Origin of the sequence: Eubacterium sp. An11, assembly GCF_002161065.1 — a bacterium.
Classification (GTDB): Bacteria; Bacillota; Clostridia; order Lachnospirales; family Lachnospiraceae; genus Anaerobutyricum; species Anaerobutyricum faecale.
The window spans coordinates 1-13088 of sequence record NZ_NFLV01000010.1 but is presented as its reverse complement, the minus strand read 5'-3'; the positions used below and the strand labels follow the sequence as shown (position 1 = coordinate 13088).

Sequence of the window (13088 nt, the reverse complement as noted above, 5' to 3'; positions counted from 1 at the left end):
GCAAACCAGCGAAAAATGGCTTGCAGCGGTGTTTTTGGCGTCCCAGACACGACTCGAACGTGCGACCCCGGGCTTAGGAGGCTCGTGCTCTATCCAACTGAGCTACTGGGACATATATCAAAAATATTCAATTTTCCTCCGCCCACGGACTCGAACGAACTGCCGCTTAGGAGAAACCACAACCAAATCAACCAGCGTATAACAAAGACTCCTCTAATGTCCTGGAACGCCCTATTTTCCTGGACATTTTAGCCTTTTGAAACGGGATGGAATAACCTCAAGTTCCATCTCGTTTCTTCTTGTATCCTGGTGTGAAATTAGCAGGTTGTTAGCAGCAAACGGACTGGAATCCGGTACATCCGCCATTTGATTAGCAGATTGTACCACCTCTCAGGAACGCCGACACGCAAAACTAGACATTCTGAATTTTACCCGTAATAAAATAACGTGTCATCTGAAAAATATATGATATTATATAATTTCTCATATAAAATCTTACCACACCGTACCTGAAAACACAAATATTTTAAGCAAAGGAGAGCCCTTATGGAATATCAATTAGAACTCAAACAAATCGTAGATTTTCCACGCTGCCGGATCTACCGCAACTTCATACAGACCTTATTAAATGACAGGAGCATCCGAACCACCGGAGGCTCTTTTCTTTTCTGGTATCTGATTCTTTGCTCCTACGCCAATTACAGCAATTCAAACCGGCGCATGGAGCAGCTCACTTATACGCTCTCACCTGGAGAATGGATCTGCAGCATCTCAGAACTGCAGGATTGGTTTCGTTGCCGGTTTCAGCATCAGGCCATATCCATCCTGAAGCATCTCCAGGAGGAAGGCTGCATTACCTATTCCCTGCTGGAGAAAAACCGTCTGGTCAAATTCCAGATTACCGACTGGCAGAATGATAATACTGCCCTGAAATACAATTATCCCTGCAAAAAGGATACTGGTTTCTTCTTTTTCCCTATTGGAAAAGTCCACAAGCTGATCCAGGCAGGCAAATGCTCGGAGATGGATATCCTGCTCGATCTGTGGATCCACGCTGTATACAATGATCCGTCTGTCCTCTGCTCTGACACCGGCCCTGTCGTCTATTATCGAAACAATACCGGTTCCCCTCTGACCAGCTTCCAGGCACTGGGAGAACGGTGGGGACATTCCAAACCTACTGTCTCCAGGTTATTAAAAAAGCTGGAGAAGATGAACCTGATCACTCTGGTATCCTTCCGTGGAAATCACGGGAGCATGATTTACCTGAACAATTACCTTTCCATTATGTTTAACATCAGCGACGTGCTGATTGACAAGGAGGAGATAGCTATGAAAATGAAACTGCCGATTTACATTCCCAAAGAGACACCTGCAGAGGAAACTGAAGAACCAGAGACTGTGTGCGTACCAGAAACAGTGACGGATGAGCAGATTACTGTTTCAAAACCCATTCCCTGCGTTCCAATTTCGCACATCCGCTACATGGTCAAAAAAGTCGCAAAACTCCTGGATACACAAGGGATTTCCTGCTGTCACTGCCCCCGGACCAGGTATATATTATCTCCCTTATCAGACTGCAAGGATAGTATACCTGTAATTGGTCTAAATATTATCTGCCCCTTTGGAGCCGCAAACTACCGGTTTGAGCTGACCATAGAACCCAGGCCAGAGTCTGCAAAGCTGGAGCCTGAGAAAAAGGGTGGACAGCAGCGCCGAACCGTACTGGCGAACACTGCCCTTCCGAAAGAGGGCAGGACAGGACAGCGGGCTAAGAGGAGGCATAGGATAGATCCCCCGGAAATCTTACTGCCGGATCTTCCCCCGCAAATACCGGATAATGCGGAAGCCGGAAGTCAGGAAGGAGGGGATCTGTATGCCGAAGCGTAAAAGACAGGATTTTCCAACACCGGAAGAAAATCCCCGGTTTCATGATACGTACCAGTTCCTGCGCCGTTACCGGGATGCCACATACAGCCTGAAAGTGGTCGTTCACCAGATGGAGAACCAATTCAAGGTGCAGTACGGTTCCAGCATTGATGAGTTCCTGGATTCCATTTATGCAGCTGGGGCAGACCTGGCAGGAAATGATATTGCGGAACGTGCCAAAAGCATTGAGCGGAGCAACCGGATGCTGAAGCTGCTGGAGTCTTCCGTAGATCTTCTGCGGAATAACCACAAATACGGGGAGCAGTATTACTGGATCCTCTACTATGCCTTTCTCTCGCCACAGCAGCTGAAGAACACGGAAGAAATCCTGGAAAAGCTGGAGCAGCACATTCCCAATATCTCCTACCGTACTTACTACCGGAAACGCCACCTGGCGATAGAAGCTCTGAGCAGCATCCTCTGGGGCTATACGGCAAAGGAAACCATAGACACCCTGAATAAATTCTTCCCGGAGTAGGAAGTGGCACAGCTCCGGCATAGGATTGTCCCGGTTCTGCGATTGCAGGGTAAATTTACCCATGCTACAATAGGTATTGCTTATAGTTTTCTTTTTACAGCACCCTCGGCGGTGCTTTTTTTGTACCCATAAACCAACGCTGACTGCTGTACGTACAGCCTACGTATATAATAAGTAGATATTTCTACGTATACTCTACGTACAGCACACGCACATTCTACTGAACGGAGGAAATCCGGCATGAAAACAAGAGATCAGATATACCACAGGGAAGGAGAAAAGCTCCTGCGCTTCCTGACCACCTACCATGCCCTGAAGTATGAGCAGGTAATGAAGATGTTTGGTAACCAGGACTCCATCAAGTCGCTGATCACCAGCCTGGTCAAGCAGGGGAGGATTTATCATGATAAGGAAGCCGGCCTGTTATGTGACAGCCCGGAGGCTGCCAAAAACCCGGATCGAGGCACGATTGCCGCCTTCTGGGTTTTACTGGATTTTGAAAAGCCCATCGTATTCCATACCAGCGGGGATTTTCCTGTTAAACTTCACTTCTTTTCAGAGAATGAGGAATATGAAATCCTCTATGTGCCGCTGGAACAGGAAATTTTAGTGGATCATGTGATGAAATCCATTCCCCGCCACGATGTGTTGCGTCTTGTGATGCTGGAAAATATCCAGCAGGCGGCGAAACTCTCGATTGAAGGAGTGCTTGCTTTCTGTGTCGTGGATGACTCCGGCTCTGTCAGCTACTACGGAAGGAGGTAATACACCATTTCAAACCAGAAAATACTCTATGAACGGCTTGCGAAGCTGGAAGGAGAGATCCAGAAACTCAACAACACCGTTTTTGCCCTGAAAACCACTGATATTCGTACATATCCGGAAAACTACGGGGAGCTGAGTATGAACGCTGCGCTGCGTGCTGAGCGGATCGCCTGCCAGATGCGGAACCTGGTCTGTCTGGCCGCCCCGGAAAAACGGGGCGGATATTTAAAGGATGCGGCTGATGCCCAAGGGATTGAGATCTGCCAGGACGAAGATCTGATCTCCATTACGCTTCCGGGCCTGCTTCCCAAAAGAAAGCAGCACGTCAACGCTGCCTTTCTCCATGAGCCGCTGAACTATGCGCTGCAGAACTACCTGACGGTCCATTCCCTTCCCCTGTACCGGGAATGTGTGGTCTGCTTCAGCCAGATCTATGACCGGAACGGCCCATTTGACCGGGTACGTGATTACGATAACCTGGAGTTCAAACAGCTTCTGGACACGATTGCCACCTATATCATGGTGGATGACAGCGGGCTTTACTGCGACTCCTACCACACCACGGAGCTGGGAGATACGGATCATACTGTCATCTATGTGATGGGAAAATCCCGGTTTCCCCAGTGGCTGAAAGGACGAAAAAACGAGATTGAAACCATATCGGAAATTTCATGATTTTTCCGTCATTTTATCCGACATTGGTAAAACATCCTTTGAAAGCAGGAAATCCCTGCTTTTTTTGTTTGCCGGGATGCACAACTTTTTACCCAAGTACAGACTTACATGGGTAACTACCGGAAGGAGGGGTGACTGATTTTGTATCCTTCTACCTCCCAGAAATACAGGCTCCTGGAAATGGTCGCTCTTTGCGGGGAATTTCCTGCTGACCAGCTTACCCGTCTGATCCCAAGCCCCTCTTATGGAGAAAAGCTCATTACAGAGTTAAAGGCACAAAAACTGCTGCGGACTCACTATCGGGATCATTTAAGGGGCTATCGCCTGACCGGACGGGCCAAACAGATGCTCCTTGCTCAAAATCCGGAGCGTTTCCGTGACTTCCTCACCGGGAATACCGAAACCAATCAGGTCCGAAGCGAAGTAACCCGTCGGCTGCGGCTGTACCAGAAAGCAGAAACCTATCTGACTCTCCTAAGCGCCGGCATCCCCTTCTTTGCTGACCAGAAACCGGATATTTTCAGGGAAGGCCGCGAAGCCGGTATCCTCACTATGGGGAACCTGCCCCTGTTTTACTCATCACGGGAGTTTAAGCACATCGGTTCAGAGGCAACCAAGATCAGAAATTCCCGGAGCATGGGGGTGCTGCTTGCTCCCCACTGTGCCTATGCACTGTATAACACCGGTGACCATGTACTCAAGTGGGAATACCGGACAGAGGTAAGGCTGAACGCCTTCCTGCAGCATTACCTGCAGGATTTCCCCTATACGGGACATCCGAAAGTCCGGGCGATCCTGACCGGGAAGGACATGGACATCGCTTACCAGCTCCTGACCAGTACCGGCGGATACAAAAAGAGTCTGTTTGTAGCGGATACATCCTATGAACACTTTCACTATCTGCCAAACACACCGGAAGGTGAAACGCTTTTGAAACTGCTGGTCCGGCCACGGCTCATGAAACAGCTGGACCAGTTACTGTTATCCGATTTAGGTTCCCGGCAGCCAGACCTTCCCATCGACCATGATGGGGTGGACGCTTCCGGGAACCCTGCGGTTCTTGCATATGATTTTGACTTGCACCGAATTAACCGATTCAATACCGGGCTGAATGTATACGGCAGAAAGGGGGTGATGATCTGCTTTGATTTCCAAATCCCCTGTCTGAAACGATATCTGACCGCCGACATTCGGTTCTCCAGTATTGACCTCTCTAAGTTTAGAAAGGGGTTTTTGCATGAACCGTAAATGGTGGAAGCTCATTTATCTGCTTCCCATCAGTCTCTGCACCTTATATGCAGGCGGCTATATCGCTCAGTTTATCCGAAACTATCGCATCTGGACTGCCGCCGGTAACACGCCGGGCAATGGCAGTTCCCCACAGATGCCATCCCCGCATCCGGCAGCCTGCTTCCAGGCAGTCACCGATTTTCCGTATAACCTGTATGGGATTGGGATCTGCCTTGTGGTATTTGGGCTGCTGATTTTTTTGCTCATGCGGATGGGCTATGACCGCAACGGCGAAGTCGCAGACCGGGAACGGAACCTGAACTACTCGACCAAAGGAACCTATGGAACCTCCGGTTTCATGACGCCGGAGGAAATGCATAAAGTCCTGGAGCTGACTTCTGATGCAAAGAAGAGCAAAGGCACCATCTTAGGCAAGCTGAACGGCAAAGCCGTCTGCCTGCCCTACCACACCTATATGAATCGGAATGTGGCAGTCTACGGCTCCAGCGGCTCCATGAAGAGCCGTGCCTATGTCCGAAATGCTATCTTCCAAAGTGTTGCCCGCGGAATTGACGGACCAGGAGAAAGTCTCATCATTACCGATCCGAAATCCGAACTCTATGAAAGTATGTCCGTGTATCTGGAGAAGGAAGGCTATACCGTCAAATGTTTCAACCTGGTCAACCCGGAAAACTCCGACAGCTGGAACTGTCTTATGGAGATTAACGGGTCTGAGACAATGGCTCAGGTCTTGGCGGATGTCATCATCCAGAATACCGGCTCTGCTAAAGGGGATCATTTCTGGGATAATGCGGAGATGAACCTGCTGAAAGCCCTGGTTCTGTATGTAGACCAGGGTTTCCCGCCGGAAGTCAAAAATATCGGACAAGTGTACAAGCTGCTGACGATGAGTTCCGAGAAAGAACTGAACAGCCTGTTTGACTTGCTCCCGGTATCCCATCCGGCCAAAGTACCTTACTGCATCTATAAACAGGCCAGCGACACAGTGCGCTCCGGTGTCATCATCGGGTTAGGTGCCAGGCTGCAGGTGTTCCAGAACAAGATGATCCGGCAGATCACCTCTTATGACGAGATTGACCTGACACTGCCGGGCAAACAGAAATGTGCGTATTTCTGCATCACCTCAGACCAGGACAGCACCTTTGATTTCCTCTCTTCCCTGTTCATGACCTTTGTTTTCATTAAACTGGTTCGCTTTGCGGATAAAGAAGGCGTGGACGGAAAGCTGCCGGTTCCGGTACATATTCTGGCGGACGAGCTGGCCAATACCGGCGCTATTTTAGAGCTGAATAAAAAGATTTCTGTTATCCGAAGTCGAAACCTGAGCATTTCCTGTATTTTCCAGAATTTGCCCCAGATGCAGAACCGGTATCCGCTAAACCAGTGGCAGGAAATTATCGGGAATTGTGACAGCCAGTTATTCTTAGGCTGTACCGATGAAGTGACCGCCACCTTTATTTCCAACCGGTCCGGAGATGTGACGGTTGGAGTCAGCAGCGAAGCCAAACAGCTCAATTCCTGGCGGGTGTCGGACTACACGCCGGAGTACCGGCAGACCAGATCCATCGGGAAGCGCAAGCTCTTAACGCCGGATGAGATTCAGCGGCTGCCCTTAAATAAGGCGCTTATCATCCTGCGGGGACAGAAAATCCTGGAAGTGGAGAAATACGATTATACGCTCCACCCGGATTCCAAAAAACTGATTCCAAGAAAAGCAGCAGACCACGTTCCCCAGTGGCGGGCGATTGCCGAGCAGGAAGAATACGACTATACACCGACTCTTGCGGAGAATTTAAAGAAAAAGCCCCGGCCTGGCCGCAGCGGCAGACGCCCTGCCTTTCCCTCTCAGGAGAAACCGCTTCGCCGGGAACCGGACAAACACGCTTACCCTTCCGGGCAGCCGGAAGAGCTTAGTGACCTGCCGGAAGAATTTCCGGATTATCCAGAGGAGATTGTTCCGCTGGATAAAGATTCCATTATGTCTTAATTTTTGAAAGGAGGCAGCTTATGCCAAACGAACTGAACCATGTAACTTCTATCCTTACCCTGGACGCCGATGCTCAGCTGGAAACGCCGCAGTCCAAAGCGGATCTCATCTGGCACGAGATCCAGAACGCCTACCGCACTCGGAAAATCCTTACCGGGAAACTGGGCGGCATTGAGAAAACGGAGGCCGGCAGTCTGATTGCTATTATCTATTACAAGGACTTCCGTACCGTCATCCCCATCTCGGAAATGATGCTGAATCTTGTTCAGGATAACGCCCACGATTACGGGGAACTTTCCCTGCGGCAAAATAAAATCCTCAATAATATGCTGGGGTGTGAGATTGATTTTCTGGTGAAAGGATTAGATGCCAAGACACGCAGCATTGTGGCAAGCCGGAAGGAAGCCATGCTGAAGAAACGCCAGATTTTCTATCTGGATACAGATGCATCCGGAAAGCCGAAGGTATGCGAAGACCGGATCGTTCAGGCCAGAGTGATCGCGGTGGCAGAAAAGGTTGTCCGGGCTGAAATTTTTGGTGTGGAGACTTCCATCCTGGCAAGGGATCTGTCCTTTGACTGGCTGGGAGACGCCAGGGAGCGGTTCCGTGTGGGGGATCACATCCTGGTGCGGATTCTGGATGTAAAGGCAGAATCTCCGGAGCAGATCACCGTCCATGCGGATGTGAAAAGCGTGGAAGGCAATACCAGCAAAGAGAACATGAAGAAATGCAAAGTCCAGGGCAAATATGCTGGTGTCGTGGAAGATATCCACAAAGGCACCGTATTTGTCCGGCTCTCGATTGGCGTCAACGCTATCGCTCATTCCTGCTATGATCCCCGTACCGTAGGGAAAAAGGACGAGGTATCCTTTGTCGTTACGCATATTGATGAGGAGCGCAATGTGGCGGTGGGGCTTATTACCCGGATTATCCGGCAGAACCTGTAAAAAGAAAACGGCAGCACTGTAATATTCGTCTGCAGAGCTGCCATTTCCTACAATATATTTATTGTCAGTGGCTATATGCCATGATATACTATTCCGGTATAATTGAACCAGAAAGACGGATGCTTTTCGATCTTGCCCTCTAGTGAAAAAGGAGGGTGATGCCCATGACTATCACAGAAGTCCTGACTTTACTGTTAGTTATTTTTGCGGCTTTGACTTACATAGATAATCGACATAATAAGAAATAGCATCCTGTACCGTCCAAAGTCAAGGATGCTATCTCTGTATTACTTATAAATTGACTGAGGGCATCAGATTTTGCATCTGATTACCTTTCTGAGTTCATTATACACTGGGGGATGCGAGAAATCAAGTCCCCCAGTTTTATATTTATCCACGCCCCTGGTGAACCTGGCAATTCCAATTTTCTGCACTACAACTTAGGATTTGTCGTCATCAAAGCAGTAAATTCATTACCGACATAATCGTTCCGGCTTCACATTCTGCGTAATCAAGAGTATTGTCTGGATATAAATATACTTTTGAAAATTCTTTTGCCTTTTCTTTTACTTCGTCGCTAATAATTACCGAATTACAGTTCTTGCAATGTAATACAGGTGCATTTATGACTTTTATACTTTTTCCGTTAATAGTCATAGAAAATTCGCCGGTTTCTGAGTGCAATGTGTTATGACATTTCATACATTTCATTGTAAATCCTCCTTGAAAAATTCCAATTCGACAACTTAGGATTTTCCCTTTAAGGCATCATCCATTTTTGCTATTTCTCTTGATGATTTTTTTGATAATCAATCACCGTACCTATAACAATTCCAATCAACATTCCGATACTTGCACAAATAGGAATGGCAAAAATATTTTGTAAAAACACCCATGCCAACACACCTATGCAGCCACCCACAATAAATCCCGTTAATAAGCCAATAGTTAAATATCTATAGTTTTTCATATTGCTATATCCCCTCTAGCTTAGGAGTTGACGTATTCTCAAAGAAGTTCCAATGCTCTTTTATACAATGGGTCTAATTCGCACCCGCAATTTCCACATTCTTTATCAGCCTGCTTAATTGCTGATACTAAAGCATTTTTATCAGCTTCTCCATCTAACCATTGTTGTGCGGGAACAGCTATTAAATCCCAATCTGACGCAGCAAATTTTTCCATGATAGATTTTAATTCTTCCATAAAGTTCTCCTTTCAGGCTTAAAAATTCCAATTTTCTGCTCTACAACTCAGGATTTATTCTTCTTCCTTATCCTCAATTTCTCGCTCAAAAATTGAATATTTCCAATCATCAGTTCCAGAAATCAATCTCCACCCTTGCTTACCATATTCGTTCAGCTTAGCAATATATCTGTCTAACTTAACATGAACATTAAACGAAGGCTCTGCGCTTAAATCTACGGTCATATACTCATATCTTTTCATTTCCAATCTCCTTTTCAACTTCCAATTTTCTGCTCTACAACTTAGGATTTATCATATAAAATATGCAAATCCCCGTCAACAAATCCAATACCAACCGCTAAGTATTCTTTTAATTTGCTTGCATATTTGCCAGAAGAAAGATATTCATTTACTAAATCAATAAAAACCGTTTCCATTGATTTCCAATCACTTTCGCACTCTATCACGAAAGGATTATCTCTTGTAGCAAATACTTCATCACAAGCCCAATCATCATCATCTTTATTGAAAGAAAATGTACCGACTAACTCAATAGACCATTTGTTATCAGCATCTTCATATAGGTTAAAGTTAATCGCTTTTACATCATTATTCAATTCGTCCTTTAAAATCGAATCCAGCCATACAAAAAAATCTTTATTGCCTTTATCCAATTTTAACTTATCAAATAATCCCATACTAAGACCTCCACAACTTCCAATTTTCTGCTCTACAACTTAGGATTTAGCAATCACTCAAAAATCTTTTCAGCTCCTCCACAAACTGTCCGATATGCAGACCATCTACAAATGAATGATGCGCCTGCACGGAAATTGGGATCATGATTCTTCCATCTTTTTCATAATATTTTCCCCAATCAAAAAGAGGTGTTGCATTATCTTTTTTCCCTGAGTTTGTGTGCGATATATGAGTATATGTAACCCAAGGCATTGGAGAACATTGGAAAACATCATTTCCTAATGGTCCTGTAAAATATTCTTTCTGTTCTTCTGCTGTTTTTGCTGCTAACGCACAGTATTCTTTCAAATCATCTAACATTGGAACATTTACCACTTTAAACAAACCCGTATCCTTGTTCAAATAAGTAAAGGCGGTATCTATTTTATTATAAAGGGCAACTTTCCCATCTACAAAACGATAGCGAAAAGCCTCTATATGATTGGCACATTTGCATACTGCATATACCATAGCTAATGTAAAGGATAATCCTTCTTCCTTGACCATGTGCTTAAAATTTGTAATATCCACTTCAAATGTTACGCAAAAAGCAGGCTCAACACTGTTTCTAAATATAGCACAATGAATTGCCCTTTCCCATGTTTTCTCATCTATTATCTGATATGAATTAGCCATATATTAACCCTCCAACATCCAATTTTCTGCTCTACAACTTAGGATTTGTAGTATTTACTATTTAAAAATTCTCTTAATTCCTTCTTTGCAACACAAATAGCTTTGGGATACAGCTCAAAATATTTCATAATACCGCCATTTGCCACAGGAAATATAATGTCATTAACATTAGTCTTTAAACTTTCAATTAACATTTCAGATGTAAGAGAAGATAACTCATATTCATCTTTATCATTTATCGTAAAGCGTCCCACAACATCACATAGGCAGATATTAGAACAATCCATATTTTTATGTATTTCCTTTACTAAAAAACCATAATTAATGTAAAATCCATTTGAAAAGTTTGATTTTTGTGTCTGTATAATAGCTATCAACTTCTCAGATAGCAAATAGCATTTATTTTTTCTAAAAGCAAAACCATTTTCTATCATACATTCCTTAAAAATTCTCCTAAATTCCGAACTATCCATCAAATCCCCCTTCTGCCTTTCTCAAAAGTCACTTTTTCCAAATTCGATACCTTCCAATTTTCTGCTCTACAACTTAGGACTTATCGCTTAGGCTTTGTAATGTTTTTAAGATATGATCTCACAAGGTAAATTCTTTCTTTAATTTCTTATATGAAGGTTTACTGGAGAAAAAATTCCTTCTGCGTTCAATCATATCGCATACCATTTTATATGCTGTTTCTTCGGATTCCAATTCAGGACAAAGCTGTTCAATACAATGATTATATAATTCTTCATGCCATTCAATATACAGATCTCCTACATAAAAGGAGTCCTTGAGTATCTGGAGAAAACGATTAAAGTATTCTTTTCCCTCTTCAAAATCTCTTTTTAGAAAGCAAAGCATCGCCAATTCGTATACCTCCCAGAATCCTCTTCCTTTCGGTATGTTATTAAGCTGACTTTTCATCTGTCTTTTTGCATAGTCCATATCACGAAACTGACGATACTCCCTTACTTTTTCCATGGCAGCTTCTGCAAAATCTTCCATCTTTTTCTCATAGGCAGCATCATTTCCTCTATACGAAACATATCCCACTTTATTTACACGATAGCCGATATTAAACGCCAGCGTTTCGTTTAAGCCTTCACTGGTTTCCCATAAGAAACTGATTCCGACATTCAGATATGAACCCCTGTCATATGAACTGGGCTGAAATTCTACCTGTATTACAAAATACCCGTTATCATCAATCCATGTTCGTGAAGATCCCACTCTAAAAAGTCCTTCAGGGGCGAGTATTCTCTTGGCTGCTGCATTTATTATTTTATTATGTTGTCCTGCCATCTTCCCCTCCCAGTAATAATTCCATCAAAAATTTCAATTTGTCTCTTCATTCCTTCGCCGCTTCCTTCTTTGCTTCCTCCAGCGGGAAATTCGGTATCTCTTCCAGCAGCTTCAGCCCGATCTGCTGTTTCAAATCCTCATCCACAATCTTCTTCACGCTTCCATCCGGCTGTTCGATTTCTACTGTCGCCAGTTCCTCAATATAATCCGCATAATATGCCAGCACCTTCTCCAGCGCCCATTTCTCCCCGGCGACTGCCGCCTCGATTGTATTCAGATCCAGCGTACATTCCTGCTCCTGCATCACATCCCGCTCCCTTCCCTTAGAATACTTTCATCATACCATATGCGATCCGGATAGCATAGTGGCAGCCTGCCTGATTTCCCATGGAATTTCCCGTCAATCCCGCACTGGCGCATAGACCGCTTCCACCTCCATCCCGTCATCCGTCTGATCCAGCCGTACATAATAATCCCGGATGTAGTAGCTGGCATACTGCTCCTGCAGGGAATACAGCTCTTGCGTCTGAAAATCCACCAGGCACAGATCCCTGGGCTTTGGTTCCTCCCCTTCCGGTCCGTAGGTTTCCATGACAGAGAGCAGCTTATCCAGGCAGTCCTGGCAAAGAATAGCTTTTGCCTTCTCCACATCCAGGATGCTATCTTCCCCATAACTGACTTCCACCGTGGAAATCCCACGGGAGGGCGTCTGTGTGCTGGAAAAGAAATCTCCACCTTCCCCAGTGCCTGTCATGGCAGTCCTGGTGCCGCTGGTATCTGCTCCGTCCTCCTCATGAGGCAGGATGCCGAAATCCAGCACATACCACTGGTTTACACTGATAATCCCCAGATCATCAAACTGCCGGAAATATCCCATCAGGCTTTCCTTTGCTGTACCACACAGATAACAGCCCTCCGGATCCGACAGCTCCGACTGGACTGCTGGCAATTCTTTATACTCCATAGAAGTGAACTCTTCTTGTTGCGGCATATCTGCCGTATCTTTCATTTTGCCAAAAGCTGTGAAAGAAAGAAGCAGGGCAGCCAGGATGCCCGCTCCCCATACCAGTTCTTTTCTCATCCGGTAATACTTTCCCTTCTGCATCGTCCTTCCTCCCGCTTTATTTATGTCTGTAACAAGCATTATTTGTGTCTGTTATGAGCATAAATAGTGTGTGGTTCAGGCACTATTTAT

The 13088-nt window shown here is 45.4% G+C and carries 17 protein-coding genes and 1 tRNA gene; 7 read left to right on the top strand and 11 right to left on the bottom strand.

Annotation, left to right across the window (positions count from 1 at the left end):
- Positions 1-35 precede the first annotated feature (35 nt).
- Positions 36-112 (bottom strand) — tRNA-Arg (locus tag B5E53_RS09240).
- 434 nt (positions 113-546) lie between these two features.
- Between B5E53_RS09240 and B5E53_RS09235 the strand changes: the two genes are divergently transcribed.
- From B5E53_RS09235 to B5E53_RS09205, 7 genes are all read left to right on the top strand, one after another.
- Positions 547-1890, top strand: a complete 1344-nt coding sequence (locus B5E53_RS09235; protein WP_242963613.1) for a helix-turn-helix domain-containing protein — start codon at positions 547-549, stop codon at positions 1888-1890.
- Entirely contained in the window at positions 1877-2407 is a 531-nt protein-coding gene (locus B5E53_RS09230; RefSeq protein WP_087314341.1) for a hypothetical protein, read from the top strand. Before B5E53_RS09235 ends, B5E53_RS09230 begins: the two co-directional genes overlap by 14 nt.
- A gap of 240 nt (positions 2408-2647) precedes the next feature.
- Positions 2648-3172: a DUF5697 family protein gene (locus B5E53_RS09225; RefSeq protein WP_054352626.1), complete on the top strand. Its 525-nt coding sequence runs from the start codon at positions 2648-2650 to the stop codon at positions 3170-3172.
- A gap of 6 nt (positions 3173-3178) precedes the next feature.
- Positions 3179-3847, top strand: a complete 669-nt coding sequence (locus tag B5E53_RS09220) for a DUF6100 family protein (protein ID WP_087163220.1) — start codon at positions 3179-3181, stop codon at positions 3845-3847.
- A gap of 141 nt (positions 3848-3988) precedes the next feature.
- Positions 3989-5095, top strand: coding sequence for a hypothetical protein (locus tag B5E53_RS09215; protein WP_343215627.1), 1107 nt, complete (start codon positions 3989-3991; stop codon positions 5093-5095).
- The gene (locus B5E53_RS09210; protein ID WP_087314339.1) at positions 5085-7085 is read left to right on the top strand and encodes a type IV secretory system conjugative DNA transfer family protein; all 2001 of its coding nucleotides are present in this window, start codon (positions 5085-5087) and stop codon (positions 7083-7085) included. Before B5E53_RS09215 ends, B5E53_RS09210 begins: the two co-directional genes overlap by 11 nt.
- A gap of 20 nt (positions 7086-7105) precedes the next feature.
- The gene (locus tag B5E53_RS09205) at positions 7106-8032 is read left to right on the top strand and encodes an RNA-binding protein (protein WP_087314337.1); all 927 of its coding nucleotides are present in this window, start codon (positions 7106-7108) and stop codon (positions 8030-8032) included.
- 456 nt (positions 8033-8488) lie between these two features.
- Here B5E53_RS09205 and B5E53_RS09200 read toward each other — a convergent pair whose 3' ends face one another.
- The 10 genes from B5E53_RS09200 to B5E53_RS09155 form a co-directional block, all read right to left on the bottom strand.
- On the bottom strand, positions 8489-8743 hold the full coding sequence (locus tag B5E53_RS09200; RefSeq protein WP_087202395.1) for a YgiT-type zinc finger protein: 255 nt from the start codon (positions 8741-8743) through the stop codon (positions 8489-8491).
- Positions 8744-8813: 70 nt separating this feature from the next.
- Complete coding sequence (locus tag B5E53_RS09195; protein WP_087314335.1) at positions 8814-9002, bottom strand: hypothetical protein; 189 nt, start codon at positions 9000-9002, stop codon at positions 8814-8816.
- Between the two features lie 38 nt (positions 9003-9040).
- Positions 9041-9238, bottom strand: coding sequence for a hypothetical protein (locus B5E53_RS09190; RefSeq protein ID WP_087272746.1), 198 nt, complete (start codon positions 9236-9238; stop codon positions 9041-9043).
- Positions 9239-9292: 54 nt separating this feature from the next.
- Positions 9293-9481 (bottom strand): DUF4177 domain-containing protein, encoded by a 189-nt coding sequence (locus tag B5E53_RS09185; protein ID WP_087314333.1) that lies wholly within the window; start codon positions 9479-9481, stop codon positions 9293-9295.
- A gap of 41 nt (positions 9482-9522) precedes the next feature.
- A complete protein-coding gene (locus tag B5E53_RS19730; protein ID WP_087272764.1) occupies positions 9523-9918 on the bottom strand; it encodes a hypothetical protein in 396 nt (131 codons plus the stop codon).
- Positions 9919-9964: 46 nt separating this feature from the next.
- Complete coding sequence (locus B5E53_RS09175; protein WP_087314331.1) at positions 9965-10594, bottom strand: CatA-like O-acetyltransferase; 630 nt, start codon at positions 10592-10594, stop codon at positions 9965-9967.
- A gap of 38 nt (positions 10595-10632) precedes the next feature.
- Positions 10633-11067, bottom strand: coding sequence for a DUF4304 domain-containing protein (locus B5E53_RS09170; protein WP_087314329.1), 435 nt, complete (start codon positions 11065-11067; stop codon positions 10633-10635).
- 118 nt (positions 11068-11185) lie between these two features.
- A complete protein-coding gene (locus B5E53_RS09165) occupies positions 11186-11893 on the bottom strand; it encodes a hypothetical protein (protein ID WP_087314327.1) in 708 nt (235 codons plus the stop codon).
- 46 nt (positions 11894-11939) lie between these two features.
- Positions 11940-12197, bottom strand: coding sequence for a helix-turn-helix domain-containing protein (locus B5E53_RS09160; protein WP_087314325.1), 258 nt, complete (start codon positions 12195-12197; stop codon positions 11940-11942).
- 96 nt (positions 12198-12293) lie between these two features.
- Positions 12294-12998 carry a hypothetical protein gene (locus B5E53_RS09155; RefSeq protein WP_087314323.1) on the bottom strand — a complete coding sequence of 235 codons (705 nt, stop codon included), beginning with the start codon at positions 12996-12998 and terminating at the stop codon, positions 12294-12296.
- Between the last annotated feature and the right edge of the window lie 90 nt (positions 12999-13088).